This is a genomic window from Pseudomonas sp. S150 (genome assembly GCF_004526365.1).
In the GTDB taxonomy this organism is placed as follows: domain Bacteria; phylum Pseudomonadota; class Gammaproteobacteria; order Pseudomonadales; family Pseudomonadaceae; genus Aquipseudomonas; species Aquipseudomonas putida_A.
Genome location: NZ_CP038207.1, coordinates 5,968,059 through 5,983,649, shown reverse-complemented (window position 1 = coordinate 5,983,649; position 15,591 = coordinate 5,968,059). Strand labels below are relative to the sequence as shown.

At 61.5% G+C, this 15,591-nt stretch carries 16 protein-coding genes; 13 read left to right on the top strand and 3 right to left on the bottom strand.

The window, feature by feature from the left end; translation table 11 throughout:
* Positions 1-111 precede the first annotated feature (111 nt).
* The 13 genes from E3Z29_RS27795 to E3Z29_RS27735 all read left to right on the top strand — a co-directional run bounded on the left by E3Z29_RS27795 (position 112) and on the right by E3Z29_RS27735 (position 12,652).
* Positions 112-1,383: a glutamate-5-semialdehyde dehydrogenase gene (locus tag E3Z29_RS27795; RefSeq protein ID WP_095139181.1), complete on the top strand. Its 1,272-nt coding sequence runs from the start codon at positions 112-114 to the stop codon at positions 1,381-1,383.
* Positions 1,352-2,074, top strand: a complete 723-nt coding sequence (gene nadD, locus E3Z29_RS27790; RefSeq protein WP_049827899.1) for a nicotinate-nucleotide adenylyltransferase — start codon at positions 1,352-1,354, stop codon at positions 2,072-2,074. Before E3Z29_RS27795 ends, nadD begins: the two co-directional genes overlap by 32 nt.
* 72 nt (positions 2,075-2,146) lie before the next feature.
* Positions 2,147-2,641, top strand: coding sequence for a ribosome silencing factor (gene rsfS / locus E3Z29_RS27785; RefSeq protein ID WP_007960601.1), 495 nt, complete (start codon positions 2,147-2,149; stop codon positions 2,639-2,641).
* A gap of 9 nt (positions 2,642-2,650) precedes the next feature.
* Positions 2,651-3,118 carry a 23S rRNA (pseudouridine(1915)-N(3))-methyltransferase RlmH gene (gene rlmH / locus E3Z29_RS27780; RefSeq protein WP_003185785.1) on the top strand — a complete coding sequence of 156 codons (468 nt, stop codon included), beginning with the start codon at positions 2,651-2,653 and terminating at the stop codon, positions 3,116-3,118.
* Positions 3,119-3,128: 10 nt separating this feature from the next.
* Positions 3,129-5,024: a penicillin-binding protein 2 gene (gene mrdA / locus E3Z29_RS27775; protein ID WP_096796302.1), complete on the top strand. Its 1,896-nt coding sequence runs from the start codon at positions 3,129-3,131 to the stop codon at positions 5,022-5,024.
* 31 nt (positions 5,025-5,055) lie between these two features.
* Positions 5,056-6,159: a rod shape-determining protein RodA gene (rodA, locus tag E3Z29_RS27770; RefSeq protein WP_166497270.1), complete on the top strand. Its 1,104-nt coding sequence runs from the start codon at positions 5,056-5,058 to the stop codon at positions 6,157-6,159.
* 17 nt (positions 6,160-6,176) lie between these two features.
* Entirely contained in the window at positions 6,177-7,187 is a 1,011-nt protein-coding gene (gene mltB / locus E3Z29_RS27765) for a lytic murein transglycosylase B (RefSeq protein ID WP_134787409.1), read from the top strand.
* Positions 7,187-8,197, top strand: coding sequence for a septal ring lytic transglycosylase RlpA family protein (locus tag E3Z29_RS27760; protein WP_007960588.1), 1,011 nt, complete (start codon positions 7,187-7,189; stop codon positions 8,195-8,197). The genes mltB and E3Z29_RS27760 overlap by 1 nt, the downstream gene beginning before the upstream one ends.
* Positions 8,198-8,384: 187 nt before the next feature.
* Complete coding sequence (locus E3Z29_RS27755) at positions 8,385-9,542, top strand: D-alanyl-D-alanine carboxypeptidase family protein (RefSeq protein ID WP_003228546.1); 1,158 nt, start codon at positions 8,385-8,387, stop codon at positions 9,540-9,542.
* 85 nt (positions 9,543-9,627) lie between these two features.
* The gene (locus tag E3Z29_RS27750) at positions 9,628-9,903 is read left to right on the top strand and encodes a DUF493 domain-containing protein (RefSeq protein WP_027612895.1); all 276 of its coding nucleotides are present in this window, start codon (positions 9,628-9,630) and stop codon (positions 9,901-9,903) included.
* On the top strand, positions 9,903-10,550 hold the full coding sequence (lipB, locus tag E3Z29_RS27745) for a lipoyl(octanoyl) transferase LipB (RefSeq protein WP_098965778.1): 648 nt from the start codon (positions 9,903-9,905) through the stop codon (positions 10,548-10,550). The genes E3Z29_RS27750 and lipB overlap by 1 nt, the downstream gene beginning before the upstream one ends.
* A gap of 25 nt (positions 10,551-10,575) precedes the next feature.
* The gene (gene lipA, locus E3Z29_RS27740) at positions 10,576-11,574 is read left to right on the top strand and encodes a lipoyl synthase (RefSeq protein ID WP_160768663.1); all 999 of its coding nucleotides are present in this window, start codon (positions 10,576-10,578) and stop codon (positions 11,572-11,574) included.
* A 127-nt stretch (positions 11,575-11,701) separates the two neighbouring features.
* Positions 11,702-12,652 carry an LD-carboxypeptidase gene (locus tag E3Z29_RS27735; protein ID WP_134787408.1) on the top strand — a complete coding sequence of 317 codons (951 nt, stop codon included), beginning with the start codon at positions 11,702-11,704 and terminating at the stop codon, positions 12,650-12,652.
* Positions 12,653-12,778: 126 nt separating this feature from the next.
* On the opposite strand, the gene E3Z29_RS27730 is transcribed toward E3Z29_RS27735, so the two are convergent.
* The 3 genes from E3Z29_RS27730 to holA form a co-directional block, all read right to left on the bottom strand.
* Positions 12,779-14,101 (bottom strand): lytic murein transglycosylase, encoded by a 1,323-nt coding sequence (locus E3Z29_RS27730; RefSeq protein ID WP_134787407.1) that lies wholly within the window; start codon positions 14,099-14,101, stop codon positions 12,779-12,781.
* Between the two features lie 61 nt (positions 14,102-14,162).
* On the bottom strand, positions 14,163-14,327 hold the full coding sequence (gene arfA, locus E3Z29_RS27725) for an alternative ribosome rescue factor ArfA (RefSeq protein ID WP_027612891.1): 165 nt from the start codon (positions 14,325-14,327) through the stop codon (positions 14,163-14,165).
* Positions 14,328-14,526: 199 nt separating this feature from the next.
* Positions 14,527-15,564: a DNA polymerase III subunit delta gene (gene holA / locus E3Z29_RS27720; RefSeq protein ID WP_003228535.1), complete on the bottom strand. Its 1,038-nt coding sequence runs from the start codon at positions 15,562-15,564 to the stop codon at positions 14,527-14,529.
* Between the last annotated feature and the right edge of the window lie 27 nt (positions 15,565-15,591).

The following is a 15,591-nucleotide window of genomic DNA, read 5'->3' as shown; positions in this document are numbered from 1 at the left end:
AACGTCGGCAAATTGCAGTCCATTTCGACCATCCGCCTGTCACCGCTGTTAGTCCCGGGACGCGACAGCTATAATCTGCCGCTTTCCTCTTTGCCAAGACCCCAGCAGACCATGACTGAGTCCGTTCTTGACTACATGACCCGATTGGGTCGCGCCGCCCGCGAAGCTTCCCGGGTCATCGGCCGTGCCAGCACCGCGCAGAAAAACCGCGCCTTGCAGGCTGCTGCCAATGCGCTGGACGCTGCTCGCGCCGAGCTGGCCGCAGCCAATGAACAGGATCTGGCCGCCGGTCGCGCCAACGGTCTGGAGCCGGCACTGCTGGAGCGCCTGGAACTGACCCCGGCGCGCATCGACGGCATGATCGTCGGACTGCGTCAGGTGGCGGCACTGCCGGATCCGGTCGGTGCGATCCGTGACATGAGCTTTCGTCCGTCCGGGATTCAGGTCGGCAAGATGCGCGTGCCGCTGGGCGTGATCGGGATCATCTACGAATCCCGGCCCAACGTGACCATCGATGCCGCCAGCCTGTGCCTGAAGTCCGGTAACGCGACCATCCTGCGTGGTGGCTCCGAGGCGATTCATTCCAACCGGGCGATTGCCGCGTGCATTCAGCGCGGTCTGGCCGAGGCCGAATTGCCGGCAGCCGTGGTGCAAGTGGTCGAAACCACCGACCGTGCCGCCGTCGGCGCGATGATCAGCATGCCCGAGTATGTCGACGTGATCGTGCCGCGCGGTGGCCGTGGCCTGATCGAACGTATCAGCCGTGATGCCCGGGTGCCGGTGATCAAACACCTGGACGGCATCTGCCACGTATTTGTCAGCGAGCACGCCGATCTGGCCAAAGCCCAGCGCATCGCCTTCAATGCCAAGACTTACCGTTATGGCATCTGCGGCGCGATGGAGACCTTGCTGGTTGATCAAAGTGTTGCGAAGGATTTCCTGCCGTCGATGGCTGCCCAGTTCCGCGAGAAAGGCGTCGAGCTGCGTGGCTGCGAACGCACCCGCGCGATCATCGACGCGGTGGCGGCCAGCGAAGACGACTGGAGCACCGAGTATCTGGCGCCGATCCTGTCGATCCGCGTGGTCGACGGACTGGATCAGGCCATCGAACACATCAACCATTACGGCTCGCATCACACCGACTCGATCGTCAGCGAAAACCTCGCCGACACCCGGCGTTTCGTCGCGGAAGTCGACTCGGCGTCGGTGATGATCAACACCCCGACCTGCTTCGCCGATGGATTCGAATACGGATTGGGTGCCGAGATCGGCATTTCTACTGATAAGCTGCACGCCCGCGGCCCGGTGGGCCTCGAAGGACTGACCTGCGAGAAGTACATCGTGGTCGGTGATGGCCAGTTGCGCGGCCAGGCGACGGTCTGACTTGACCGACCTCGACTTGACAGCGCCGCTGCCTGACGGCGAACTCCGACCCCGGCGCATCGGCGTACTGGGCGGCACGTTCGACCCGGTGCACATCGGCCATTTGCGTGGTGCGCTGGAAGTCGCCGAAGCGCTGCTGCTCGACGAGCTGCGCATGATGCCCAGCGCCCGGCCGCCGCACCGCGATACGCCGCAGGTGTCGGCGCAGGATCGGTTGGCAATGGTCGAGTGCGCGGTGGCCGGAGTGCCGCCGCTGGTGGTGGACGCCCGCGAATTGCAGCGGGACAAACCGTCTTACACCATTGATACCCTGGAGTTGATGCGTGCCGAAATGGCCGCCGAGACCCAGGTTTTTCTGCTTTTGGGCTGGGACGCATTTTGCGGCCTGCCCACTTGGCACCGCTGGGAAGAGTTGCTCCAGCATTGCCACATCCTGGTGCTACAGCGCCCGGACGCCGACAGCGAACCGCCGGATGCCTTGCGCAACCTGCTGGCAGCGCGTTCGGTGAGCGACCCGCTGGCCCTGAAAGGGCCGAGCGGACAGATTGCATTCGTCTGGCAGACACCGCTCGCGGTTTCCGCCACCCAGATCCGTCAACTGCTGGCCAGCGGTAAGTCGGTACGTTTCCTGGTGCCCGACGCGGTCCTGGCCTACATCGATGCGCACGGTCTGTACCGTGCGTCGAACTGAACAAGGCGTGCTTCACTGATACGAATCCACGTATCGCCAAGCCGCCGAATATACGAGCAAAACGAGTTTTATATGACTGACAAAGACGTAAGCAAAGTTAAGCGCAAAGGCACGTTCAAGAGCGCACCGCTGCCGGAAGTCGCCAACACCAACGAGCCGCTCAAGGGCGACGAGCTGGTCAAGGTTGCCGTGGCAGCTCTGGAAGACGTCAAGGCACAAGACATCCAGATCATCGATGTGCGCGACAAGCAGAGCATCACCGACTACATGATCATCGCCACCGGTACGTCCAATCGCCAGATCAACGCGATGCTGGACAAGGTCCGTGAAGAAGTCAAAAAGCAGGGCGCCAAGCCGCTGGGCGAAGAAGGCAAGGGCGACAGCGACTGGGTGCTGCTCGACCTCGACCTGGTGATCGTGCACATGATGACTGCCTCGGCGCGTCAGTTCTACGACCTGGAACGCCTGTGGGCCGGTGCCGAGCAAAGCCGTGCGGCAGACGCCAAGCACCACAGCCCGGAAAACACCCACGAGCATTTCACCAAGCTCAACAAAGACCAGCTGTAAGGGATTGCTGTGCGACTGCGACTGATCGCCGTCGGTTCACGCATGCCCAAGTGGGTGGAAGAAGGCTGGCATGAATATGCCAAGCGTCTTCCGTCCGAACTGGCGCTGGAACTGGTGGAAATTCCGCTCAATACCCGTGGCAAGAACGCCGACGTGGCCCGTTTCATCCGCCAGGAAGGCGAAGCCATGCTGGCCAAGGTCGGGCCGAACGAGCGGATCGTCACGCTGGAAGTCCACGGCAAGCCCTGGAGCACCGAGCAACTGGCGGTCGAACTCGACCGTTGGCGGCTGGATTCGCGCACGGTCAATTTCATGGTCGGTGGCCCCGAAGGGCTGGCGCCGGAAGTCTGCGCCCGCGCCGATCAGCGCTGGTCGTTGTCGCCGCTGACCTTGCCGCACCCGCTGGTGCGGATCCTGATCGGCGAACAGCTGTACCGTGCCTGGACCGTGCTGTCCGGTCACCCTTACCACAAGTAGTCCTGCTCTCATGTCTCAGCCGATCCGCATCAAGGACCACGAAAAGGACGCCCGCCTGGTGCGTAGCCGCGTCGTGTTCGGGGCCATTGCGGTCATGCTGTTGATCTGCGTATTGATTGCGCGGCTGTACTACTTGCAGGTGATCCAGTACGAGTACCACTCGACGCTCTCGGAAAACAACCGCGTCCACGTGCAGCCGATTCCGCCGACCCGCGGCTTGATCTTCGACCGCAACGGCGTGGTGGTGGCGGACAACCGCCCGAGCTTCAGCCTGAGCATGACCCGCGAACGTTCCGGCGACTGGCAGCAAGTGCTCGACGTGATCGTCGAAGTGCTGCAGCTGACGCCCGAGGACCGGGTGATCTTCGAGAAACGCATGCGTCAGGGGCGTCGGCCATTCGAGCCGGTGCCGATCCTGTTCGAGTTGACCGAAGAGCAGATCGCCCGGATCGCGGTGAACCAGTTCCGCCTGCCAGGGGTGGAAGTGGTCGCGCAGCTGGTGCGCCACTACCCGCAGGGCGCGCATTTTGCGCACTCGGTGGGTTACATGGGGCGCATCAACGAGAAAGAGCTGAAGACCCTCGACCCGGTCAACTACAGCGGCACCCACCACATCGGCAAGACCGGCATCGAGCGTTTCTACGAGCCGGAACTGCACGGCCAGGTGGGTTACGAGGAAGTCGAAACCAACGCTCGGGGCCGCGTATTGCGCGTGCTCAAGCGTACCGATCCGATTCCCGGCAAGGACATCGTCCTGAGCCTGGACATCAAACTGCAGGAAGCGGCCGAAGCCGCGCTGGGCGGGCGTCGCGGCGCGGTGGTGGCGCTCGATCCGAAGACTGGCGAAGTGCTGGCGATGGTCAGCCAGCCGAGTTTCGACCCGAACCTGTTCGTCACCGGCATCAGCTTCAAGGCCTATGCCGAACTGCGCGATTCCATCGACCGGCCGCTGTTCAACCGCGTGCTGCGCGGCCTGTACCCGCCGGGTTCGACGATCAAGCCGGCGGTGGCGATTGCCGGTCTCGATTCTGGCGTAGTGACAGCGTCGAGCCGGGTGTTCGACCCCGGTTACTACATGCTGCCCAACTACGATCACAAGTACCGCAACTGGAACCGCACCGGTGACGGCTTCGTCGATCTCGACACGGCGATCATGCGTTCCAACGACACCTACTTCTATGACCTGGCGCACAAGCTGGGCATCGATCGGTTGTCGGCCTACATGAACAAGTTCGGCATCGGCCAGAAGGTCTCGCTGGACATGTTCGAAGAATCCCCCGGCCTGATGCCGTCCCGCGAGTGGAAGCGTGCGACGCGCAAGCAGGCGTGGTTCCCGGGTGAAACTCTGATTCTGGGGATTGGCCAGGGTTATATGCAGTCCACACCGTTGCAACTGGCGCAGGCCACGGCGCTGGTCGCCAACAAAGGCATCTGGAACCGGCCGCACCTGGCCAAGACCATTGAGGGCGCCAAACCGGTAGACGAGAACCCGATGCCGGACATCGTCCTGCGCGATCCGTCGGACTGGACCAAGGTCAACCACGGCATGCAGCAGGTGATGCACGGCGCCCGGGGTACTGCGCGCAAGGCAGCAATCGGTGCGCAATACCGCATCGCCGGCAAGTCCGGTACCGCTCAGGTCGTCGCGATCAAACAAGGTGAAAAATACGACCGTTCCAAGGTTCAGGAACGCCACCGCGACCACGCCTTGTTCGTTGGTTTCGCCCCGGCCGACAACCCGAAAATAGTGGTTTCGGTGATGGTCGAGAACGGTGAGTCCGGCTCCGGTGTCGCCGCGCCAGTGGTGCGTCAGGTCATGGATGCCTGGCTTCTGGATCAGGAGGGTCGATTGAAGGCCGAATACGCCGGTCCTATCAGTGCGGAGGCTACGGCCCGTGATGAATAATTTTGATCGCATGCTCTCTAGCGAGGATGTGATGCGTCGCCGGGCGACGCTGCTGCAACGCCTGCATATCGATGGCCCGCTGTTGATCCTGCTGCTGATCCTCGCTGCGGGCAGTCTGTTCGTGCTGTATTCGGCCAGTGGCAAAAGCTGGGATCTGCTGGGCAAACAAGCCACTTCGTTCGGCATCGGCCTGGTGTCGATGATTGTCATCGCCCAGTTCGAACCACGGTTCATGGCGCGTTGGGTACCGCTCGGTTACGTGATCGGCGTGGTGCTGCTGTTGGTGGTGGACATCATGGGCCACAACGCCATGGGCGCGACGCGCTGGATCAACATCCCCGGGGTGATCCGCTTCCAGCCCTCGGAGTTCATGAAGATTCTGATGCCGGCGACGATTGCCTGGTATCTGTCCAAACGCACGCTACCGCCGCAACTCAAGCATGTCGGCATCAGCCTGATGCTGATCGGCGTGCCGTTCATTCTGATCGTGCGCCAGCCTGACCTTGGTACGTCACTGCTGATTCTGGCCGGCGGCGCGTTCGTGCTGTTCATGGGCGGGCTGCGCTGGCGCTGGATCCTCAGCGTGCTGGCCGCCGCCGTACCGGTGGCGATCGCCATGTGGTTCTTCATCATGCACGACTACCAGAAGCAGCGGATCCTGACCTTCCTCGACCCGGAAAGCGATCCGCTCGGCACCGGCTGGAACATCATCCAGTCGAAAGCCGCGATCGGTTCCGGCGGTGTGTTCGGCAAGGGTTGGCTGCTGGGCACCCAGTCGCACCTGGACTTTTTGCCGGAAAGCCACACCGACTTCATCATCGCCGTACTGGGCGAGGAGTTCGGCCTGGTGGGCATCTGCGCGCTGCTGCTGATCTATCTGTTGCTGATCGGTCGCGGCCTGGTGATTACCGCCCAGGCGCAGACGCTGTTTGGCAAATTGCTCGCCGGCGCGCTGACCATGACGTTTTTTGTTTATGTTTTCGTCAACATCGGTATGGTCAGTGGCCTGTTGCCGGTGGTGGGGGTGCCGTTGCCCTTCATTAGCTACGGAGGAACTTCGCTGGTGACACTGCTGTCAGCGTTTGGGGTTTTGATGTCGATTCATACGCATCGCAAGTGGATCGCACAGGTTTGAATAAGGTGAAGAGTTCAATGCAAGTCATGCGCAGCTGGGCGACTCGTTACGCGCCGTGGGTCGGCCTGGTCGGCATCCTTGGCAGCGCGCAGGAAGCGCTGGCCGGCGATTACGAAGGCTCACCGCAGGTGGCCGAATTCGTCGGTGAAATGACCCGCGACTACGGTTTTGCCGGCGAGCAACTGATGGCGGTGTTCCGCGAGGCGCAGCGCAAGCAGGCGATTCTCGACGCCATCTCCAAACCCGCCGAGCGGGTCAAGCAGTGGAAAGAATATCGCCCGATGTTCATCACCGACGCGCGCATCGCCCGTGGTGTGGACTTCTGGCGCCAGCACGAGGCCGTGCTGGCCCGTGCCGAGCAGGAGTACGGTGTACCGGCACAAGTCATCGTGTCGATCATTGGCGTCGAGACCTTTTTCGGACGTAATACCGGCAATTACCGGGTGATTGATGCGTTGTCCACGCTCGGTTTCGACTATCCTCCCCGTGCCGAATTTTTCCGCAAGGAATTGCGTGAGTTCCTGCTGCTGGCCCGTGAAGAACAGGTCGATCCATTGACCCTCAAAGGCTCGTACGCCGGGGCGATGGGCCTGCCGCAATTCATGCCGAGCAGCTTTCGCGCCTATGCGGTGGATTTCGACGGTGACGGTCACATCAATATCTGGACCAATCCGGACGATGCGATCGGCAGCGTGGCCAGTTACTTCAAACGGCATGGCTGGCTCGCCGGGGAACCAGTGGTCAGTCGCGCCGATGTGCGCGGCGAGCAGGTCGATGAAGGCCTGACCACCGGCATCGAGCCGACGAAAACGGTCGGAGAGTTGCGGGCGTTGGGCTGGTCAAGTCATGATGCGCTGCGCGATGATATGCCGGTTACTGCATTTCGCCTCGAAGGCGACAACGGCCCTGAATACTGGATGGGCCTGAAGAATTTCTACGCGATCACGCGTTATAACCGCAGCGTGATGTACGCCATGGCCGTACATCAACTGTCTGAAGAGCTGGTAAAAGCACGGGGCGTCAAGTAATGCGGGCATTGCCTATCAATAAACCCCTGAAGCTGGTGGCATTCGCCGCGTTGGCGGTGCTGGTCGCCAGCTGTTCGACCAGCCGCGCGCCAACCCAGAAGACCTCGTCCACCGCCGTACGTGCGCAGCCGGGGCTGGACATCAACCGCGCGCACAAAGACGGCGCGCCGTGGTGGGATGTCGATGTTTCGCGCATCCCCGACGCCACGCCGACCCTGCACACCGGCCCCTACAAGGCCAACCCGTACACCGTGCTGGGCAAGACCTATTTCCCGTTGCAGGAATCCAAGACCTACGTCGCCTCGGGTACGGCGTCCTGGTACGGCACCAAGTTCCACGGGCAGAACACCGCCAACGGCGAAGTGTATGACCTGTACGGCATGAGTGCCGCTCACAAGACTCTGCCACTGCCAAGTTACGTTCGGGTGACCAACCTGGACAACAACAAGAGCGTGATCCTGCGGGTCAACGATCGCGGGCCGTTCTATTCGGACCGGATCATTGACTTGTCCTACGCGGCCGCGAAGAAGCTCGGTTATGCCGAAATCGGCACCGCGCGGGTCAAGGTCGAGGGCATCGATCCGCAGCAATGGTGGGCCGCCAAGGGCCGTCCGGCGCCGCTGATGCTCAACGAGCCGCAAGTCGCGCAGAATAGCGCCCCGGTGATCACGGCGTCGGCCGGTACCATCGAGCAGTGGACCCCGCCGCCGCAGCAACATGCCTCTGATACTGTCCCTGTACAGATCAGCGCAAAAAAAAACGCTTCTGCACCAGCGTCTGGCCAGTATCTGCAGGTGGGCGCGTTCGCCAACCCGGACGCTGCAGAACTCCTGAGGTCGAAGCTCAGCGGGATGGTGAGCGCTCCGGTGTTCATCAGCTCGATCGTGCGCAATCAGCAGACCCTGCACCGGGTACGCCTGGGGCCGATCGGGTCGCCGGGTGAGATCGCGCAGGTGCAGAACAGCGTGCGCCTGGCCAATCTCGGCTCGCCGAGCGTGGTCACCGAGTAAGAAACGTAGCACTTGATTGACGGTTCACTTGCGGTTTTGGGGGGTGAACCAGGTTGTTGGCTCGTCGAAGAACAAAAGCCCGGCAAGGGTGACTGGAGTGAGCAACTGAACACGCGATGGCCCGTTAGAAGGCTGTCTGAATAGTTTTGCCTTCGGGCAAGTTTCCATTAGCGATTTCGAGAGACGGATGAACATCACCACCTTTGCCAAACGCCTGTGTCTGCTAGTCCCGCTGCTCCTCTCGCCAGCCGCTTTCGCGGCCGAGATGATGCCGTCGCCACCTCAACTGGCTGCAAAAGCCTACGTGCTCATGGACGCCAGCAGCGGCAACGTGCTGGTGGAGAACAACGGTGACCAGCGTCTGCCGCCAGCCAGCCTGACCAAACTGATGACCGCGTACATCGCTACGCTGGAAATCCGTCGCGGCCAGATCGGTGAGAACGACCCGGTGACCGTCAGCGAAAACGCCTGGCGTACCGGCGGTTCGCGGATGTTCATCAAAGTCGGCTCGCAAGTGACCGTCAGCGACCTGCTGCACGGCATCATCATCCAGTCCGGCAACGACGCCAGCGTGGCGCTGTCCGAGCACATCGCCGGCAGCGAAGACGCGTTCGCCGACCTGATGAACAAGACGGTCGCCGATCTGGGCATGACCAACTCGCACTTCATGAACCCGACCGGTCTGCCGAACCCTGAGCACTATTCGTCGGCTCACGACATGGCGATCCTGGCGCGCGCGATCATCCACGAAGACCCGGCTCACTACGCGATCTACTCGCAGAAAGAGTTCTTCTGGAACGGCATCAAGCAGCCTAACCGCAACCTGCTGCTGTGGCGCGACAAAACCGTTGACGGTCTGAAAACCGGTCACACCGACGAAGCCGGCTACTGCATGGTGTCCTCGGCTGTCCGTGATGGCCAGCGTCTGATCGCCGTGGTGTTCGGCACCAACAGCGAAGTGGCCCGTGCTGCTGAAACCCAGAAGCTGCTGACCTACGGTTTCCGTTTCTTCGAAACCCAGACCTTCTACCAGAAGGGCACCGAACTGGCTCAGGCCCCGGTGTGGAAAGGCACCACCAGTCAAGTCAAGGCCGGCCTGGCTGAAGACCTGACCATGACCCTGCCAAAAGGCCAGCTGAAAAAGCTCGCTGCCAGCATGACCATGAACCCGCAACTGACCGCGCCAATCGCCAAGGGCGACGTGATCGGTAAAGTCGAAGTGAAACTGGACGACAAGGTAGTGCACAGCGCTGACCTGATCGCTCTGGACGCTGTCGAGGAGGGTGGTATCTTCCGCCGCATGTGGGATAGCATCCGTCTATTCTTCTACGGCTTGTTCAACTGATTTGTGTTGACCTGCATGGCCCCGCCCCGATCCGGTGCGGGGCCATGTGCGTTACCACGGCTTGCGCTCTAGAGGCCGTTACGCCATGACCGATACCGAAGTAAAGGCGCCAAAGATCGAATTTCCGCAGACTGATTATCCGATTAAGGTGATCAGCGATACGGGCGTCGGCAACAAAGACAAGATCATCGACATCGTCAAGAAACACGCGACCATCAATGATGAGCGCATCGACGAGCGTCAAAGCAGCAACGGCAAGTACACCACCATTCAGCTGCACATCGTCGCGACAGACCAGGATCAGCTGTACAACATCAACAGCGAACTGCGGGCTTCCGGTTTCGTGCACATGGTGTTGTGATGCCAGGCACGCTGGGCTTTCGCGAACTTGGCCAGATGGCTTACGAGCCGGTCTGGCATGCCATGCAACGCTTCACCAACGAACGCGGCAGCGATGCCGCCGACGAAATCTGGTTGGTCGAGCACCCTCCGGTGTTCACCCAAGGCCAGGCCGGCAAGGCCGAACACCTGTTGCTGCCGGGCGATATCCCGGTGGTACAGGTCGATCGCGGCGGGCAGGTGACTTATCATGGCCCGGGCCAATTGGTGGCTTACCTGTTGCTGGATGTGCGCAAGCTGGGCTTTGGCGTACGTGATCTGGTCACGCGCATGGAACACTGCCTGATCGAATTGCTGGACAGCTACGGCGTGACCGCTGTAGCCAAGCCAGATGCTCCCGGCGTCTACGTCGACGGAGCGAAAATCGCTTCTCTGGGTTTGCGGATTCGCCACGGTTGCTCCTTTCATGGCCTGGCCCTGAACGTGGATATGAACCTGGAGCCGTTTCGACGGATTAATCCCTGCGGCTATGCCGGGCTGGCAATGACCCAGCTGAGCGACCACGCAGGATCGATTGAATTTGCCGAGGTAAGTGCCCGGCTGCGCGCGCAGCTCGTCAAACACCTCGACTATGCTGAGCAGACGACCCTGACGGGCGGAATCGACTGATATGACTACTGATGCAGTGCAAACCATGATCCCGACGCTCGACGTGACCGAGCGCCCGGCCCCGCGTCCCAAGGTTGAAGCCGGCGTCAAGCTGCGCGGCGCCGAGAAGGTTGCACGCATCCCGGTAAAGATCATTCCGACCACCGAACTGCCGAAGAAACCCGACTGGATTCGCGTGCGCATCCCGGTTTCGCCGGAAGTCGACCGGATCAAGAGTCTGCTGCGCAAGCACAAGCTGCACAGCGTCTGCGAAGAAGCCTCCTGCCCGAACCTGGGCGAGTGCTTCTCCGGCGGCACCGCGACCTTCATGATCATGGGCGACATCTGCACCCGTCGTTGCCCGTTCTGCGACGTTGGCCACGGTCGTCCGAAACCACTGGACGTCAACGAGCCGGAGAGCCTGGCGATCGCCATTGCCGACCTCAAGCTCAAGTACGTGGTGATCACCTCGGTTGACCGCGACGACCTGCGTGACGGCGGTGCCCAGCACTTTGCTGATTGCATCCGCGAGATCCGCAAGCTGTCGCCGAACGTGCAGCTGGAAACCCTGGTCCCGGACTACCGTGGCCGCATGGACATCGCCTTGGAAATCACCGCTGCCGAGCCGCCGGATGTGTTCAACCACAACCTGGAAACCGTGCCGCGCCTGTACAAGGCTGCGCGTCCGGGTTCGGATTACCAGTGGTCGCTGACCCTGCTGCAACGCTTCAAGCAGATGATGCCGCACATCCCGACCAAATCCGGCCTGATGCTGGGTCTGGGCGAGACCGACGAAGAAGTCATCGAAGTCATGAAGCGCATGCGCGAACACGACATTGACATGCTGACCCTCGGCCAGTACCTGCAACCGTCGCGCAGCCACTTGCCGGTGCAGCGTTTCGTGCACCCGGACACCTTCGCCTGGTTCGCCGAGGAAGGTTACAAGATGGGCTTCAAGAACGTTGCTTCCGGCCCGCTGGTACGTTCCTCGTATCACGCCGACGAGCAGGCGAAACTGGTCAAGGCTGAACTGCTCGGTTCCTGATCCGGCGCTGATAGCCTCGAAAAATACCCGCTTCGGCGGGTATTTTTGTTTGGGCCTGCCACGCACTCTTTTGTTTGTCTCTGTACCTGACTACTGTGTGTTCATGAATTCACAGGGAGACCCATGGATGACCGTTCGACCGACTCACACCCTTTTTCCGCATAAGCCTGTGCCGGCGCTGCCGTCCGAAGGACTGATCGGTGTGATTGCCCCCGCCGGCCCCGGTGCACTGGACACTGACAAGGCTGTGCAGTGGATGCGTGCCCGCGGCTATGCACTGAAGGTGTTCCCCGGTGTCTACGAGAAGGACGGCTATCTGGCCGGCAGCGATGACGTGCGCCTCAACGACCTGCACGCCGCTTTCGTCGACCCTGAAGTCGACGCGATCATTTGCCTGCGCGGTGGTTACGGCACGCCGCGCCTGCTGGACCGGATCGATTACGACTTGCTGAGTCGTCACGCCAAGCCGTTTGTCGGCTACAGCGACATCACCGCACTGCATCTGGCGATCAGTCGCTACGCAGGGTTCGTGACCTTCCATGGCCCGCTGCTCAATGCCGACCTGCTGGGCGACAAGGAGCCACCTACCGTCACCCCATTCTTCGCCATGTTGCGCGGTCAGTTGAAGGCGGGGAGTGTGTTGAGCCATCCGGTGGCTTATCCATTGACCACGGTCGAACCTGGCATCGCTCACGGGCGTTTGCTTGGCGGCAATCTGGCGATGATTGCCTCGACGCTGGGCACACCTTATGAGATTGACGTCGAGGGCGTGATTCTGCTGATCGAAGACGTCAACGAGCCGCTATATCGGATTGACCGTTTGCTCACGCAGATGCGCCTGGCTGGCAAGCTGGCCAGATTGCGCGGTGTGCTGGTGGGGGATGTCGCCGGGGTGGATGTCGAGGCGTTGAATCGCTTGCTCAAGCAGACCTTCGAGCCGTTACGGATTCCGGTGCTGTCGGGGTGGCGCAGCGGGCATTGTGATCCGAACCTGACGCTGCCGATGGGGGCGCTGGTTCGCTTGGATGCCGGGAAGAAGGAATTGATGTTGGAACAGGATGTAGTGATCAAACGCTAGGGTTTGGTTGCCAGTGAGTCAGTCTTCGGGAGCAAGCCCCCTCCCACATTTGATTTGTGTCGTACACGGAACCAATGTGGGAGCGGGCTTGCTCGCGAAGGCGGCATCAGCCATACGACGATCTTTCTATTGGGAGCGCAGGCTCTCAAGCAACTTATGCGTCGGATAACCATCCGCCGGCCAGCCAAACGACTGCTGGGCACTGCGGATCGCCTTGCGGGTATTGGCGCCAATAATCCCGTCCGCCGTGCCCGCATCGTAATTACGCGCGCTCAGCAGGTTCTGCAATTCGATGCGTTCGGAACGGCTCAGTGGCAGATCGTCTTTCGGCCATGTGCCATTGATCAGGCCTGCGCCATTGAAGCGCTCGGACAACAGACTGACCGCCAGTGCATAGGACGACGAGTTGTTGTACTTGAGGATCGCCCGGAAGTTATCGAGGATCAGGAACGCCGGGCCACGGTAACCGGCCGGCAGCAGCAGGGCGGCAAACAGCTGTTCCGAGCCGGCCGGGGCCTGACCGCCATTGGGCAGGATCACGCCCAGTTGCCGCCATTCAGCGACGGTCTTGCGAATCGCGCCATCGGCCAAGGTGTAGTTGAAGCCACTCGGCAGTTGCACTTCGAAGCCCCATGGCTGACCACGCTGCCAGCCGGAGCTTTGCAGGTAATGCGCTGTGGAGGCCAGGGCATCGGCCGGGCTGCCCCAGATGTCGCGGCGACCGTCACCGTCGAAATCCACGGCGTGGGTGTTGTAGGTGGTCGGAATGAACTGGGTCTGGCCCATCGCACCCGCCCACGAGCCGAGCATCTTTTCTGGCGTGATGTCGCCCTGTTGCAGGATCTGCAGCGCCGCGATCAGTTGTGCATGAGCAAATGCGGGGCGACGGCCTTCGTAGGCCAGGGTCGCCAGCGAGTTGATCACCGATTTGGTGCCCTGGAACTGACCGAAGTTGCTTTCCATGCCCCATACCGACACCAGTGCCTGGCGATCCACGCCATAACGCTGTTCGATGCTCTGCAGGATGTCGGCGTACTGGCTGATCAGCGCCTGCCCCTTGCGCACTCGCAGCGGCGACAGGGCGCCATCGAGGTATTCCCATACCGGACGAGAGAACTCCGGCTGACTGCGGTCGGCTTTGATCACGCTGGCATCGAAGCTGACATTGGCAAACGCGCGGTCGAACAGATCGGCGCGGATCCCGGCTGCCAAGGCATCCTTGCGGAAACCCGCCTGCCATTCGGCAAAGGTCTGGGTTGGCTGAAGATCAAGCGGGTCAGCGGACGGCACTACCGGCGGGATGATTGCCGGGGCTGTTGCGACAGGGGCGGCTTGAAGGGGTTGCGCATCGGCGGCGGTAGGTTTTTCCGCGCAGGCGACAAGCAGAATGAAGCTGGAGGCAGCGATCAGTTGGCGAACGGGCCAACGACGGGAAAGACTGAAGGGCATGCACAGTTCCAGGGGATACGAATCAGGTGCAGACCTTAACATGACCAGGGGGTGCTGTGCTTCAGGCAGCCAGAAAGTAAGAAGCCTCCCAGCTATTAGACTGGAAGGCTTCGCGGCGGTAGCTGCCTTTACCCTTGGTTGGTCGTTCCTGGCGACTGCGGAACAGGGGTTGGGCGATGATGGATTTGGCCTTGTTCGGGCCATGTTTCGATGGCTTTTTGCTCATGAGGGTTCTCTCGGTAGGTGGGTGCTGCGGGGCGAATAATCTGCCGAAGCCGCGCGTCTGTCCAGCCTCTATTGCGTAGGAATATTCTGACGCCTTCGCGAGCAAGCCCGCTCCCACAGTCGACCGAGTTCTATCATGTGAATGCGATCGACTGTGGGAGCGGGCTTGCTCGCGAAAGGGCGTTATGCGGTTGAACGTCTTACTCGGCGGGCAGTGAAAGACGCTGGCCCGACATCAACAGCGCCAACCGGCTCAGACTCATCCACGGCGAACCGGCGGCCTGACCCTTGATCTGCGCATCGATGCGCTGGGCTTCGAGCAACAACTGCGCCCAGCGTTGCGCCGAGTAGCGTTGCAGGGCTTTGCTCATCAGGGGTTTGCGCTTGTCCCAGACTGGCGGTTTCGCCTGGCTGAAGCACTTGTCCAGCGGCGTGCCCTGGCTGTACTGCAGCGAGATATTGGCCAGCAGGCGCAACTCCCGCGCCAGTGCCCAGAGAATCACCGGTGGCTCGACGCCTTCACCGCGCAGGCCTTCAAGCATGCGCAAGGCGTGGGCCGGTTCGCCGTTGAGTACGGCGTCGGTCAGGCCAAACACGTCGAAGCGCGCACTGTCGGCCACCGCGGCCTGCACGGTTTCGACGGTGATCTGCCCACCTTCGGCCATCAACTTGAGCTTTTCGATTTCCTGCGCAGCGGCGAGCAGGTTGCCCTCGACGCGTGCAGCAATCAATTCCACCGCGTCCTGGCTGGCCGACAAACCGGCTTGCGACAGACGCTGGCGGATCCAGCTCGGCAACTGGTTGGCATCCACCGGCCAGATCTGGATGAACTGGGTCTGCTGGCCTTCGACCAGGGCCTTGCCCCACTTGGTTTTCTGCGCACTGCCGTCGAGCTTGGGCAAGCTGATCAGCAGCACCGTGTCTTCAGCGGGGCGCGAGCAGTATTCGATCAGCGCGGCAGCGCCCTTGTCACCGGGCTTGCCCGAAGGCAGGCGCAGTTCCAGTAGGCGTTTTTCGGCGAACAGCGACATGCTGGCGCCGGCCTGCAACAAGGTCCCCCAATCGAAATTGGCGTCGGCGGCGAACACCTGGCGTTCGTCGAAACCTTGCTGGCGGGCAGCACTGCGAATGGCGTCGGCGGCTTCCTGGCACAACAGCGGGTCATCGCCGCTGATGATATAGACGGGCGCGAGCGCGCCTTGCAGGTGTTTGCCGAGTTGAGCGGGAGCGAGCTTCATAAGAGAGGGCGAACGGGGTGCCTGAGC

Bases quoted from the DNA above. Each gene is read 5' to 3' on its own strand.
- E3Z29_RS27760 (WP_007960588.1), top strand. From the start codon at position 7,187: ATGCGGGCATTGCCTATCAATAAACCCCTGAAGCTGGTGGCATTCGCC.
- E3Z29_RS27735 (WP_134787408.1), top strand. From the start codon at position 11,702: ATGACCGTTCGACCGACTCACACCCTTTTTCCGCATAAGCCTGTGCCG.
- rodA (WP_166497270.1), top strand. From the start codon at position 5,056: ATGCGTCGCCGGGCGACGCTGCTGCAACGCCTGCATATCGATGGCCCG.
- lipB (WP_098965778.1), top strand. From the start codon at position 9,903: ATGCCAGGCACGCTGGGCTTTCGCGAACTTGGCCAGATGGCTTACGAG.
- E3Z29_RS27730 (WP_134787407.1), bottom strand. From the start codon at position 14,101: ATGCCCTTCAGTCTTTCCCGTCGTTGGCCCGTTCGCCAACTGATCGCT.
- mrdA (WP_096796302.1), top strand. From the start codon at position 3,129: ATGTCTCAGCCGATCCGCATCAAGGACCACGAAAAGGACGCCCGCCTG.
- E3Z29_RS27795 (WP_095139181.1), top strand. From the start codon at position 112: ATGACTGAGTCCGTTCTTGACTACATGACCCGATTGGGTCGCGCCGCC.
- nadD (WP_049827899.1), top strand. From the start codon at position 1,352: ATGGCCAGTTGCGCGGCCAGGCGACGGTCTGACTTGACCGACCTCGAC.
- lipA (WP_160768663.1), top strand. From the start codon at position 10,576: ATGATCCCGACGCTCGACGTGACCGAGCGCCCGGCCCCGCGTCCCAAG.
- holA (WP_003228535.1), bottom strand. From the start codon at position 15,564: ATGAAGCTCGCTCCCGCTCAACTCGGCAAACACCTGCAAGGCGCGCTC.
- mltB (WP_134787409.1), top strand. From the start codon at position 6,177: ATGCAAGTCATGCGCAGCTGGGCGACTCGTTACGCGCCGTGGGTCGGC.
- E3Z29_RS27750 (WP_027612895.1), top strand. From the start codon at position 9,628: ATGACCGATACCGAAGTAAAGGCGCCAAAGATCGAATTTCCGCAGACT.
- E3Z29_RS27755 (WP_003228546.1), top strand. From the start codon at position 8,385: ATGAACATCACCACCTTTGCCAAACGCCTGTGTCTGCTAGTCCCGCTG.
- rsfS (WP_007960601.1), top strand. From the start codon at position 2,147: ATGACTGACAAAGACGTAAGCAAAGTTAAGCGCAAAGGCACGTTCAAG.
- arfA (WP_027612891.1), bottom strand. From the start codon at position 14,327: ATGAGCAAAAAGCCATCGAAACATGGCCCGAACAAGGCCAAATCCATC.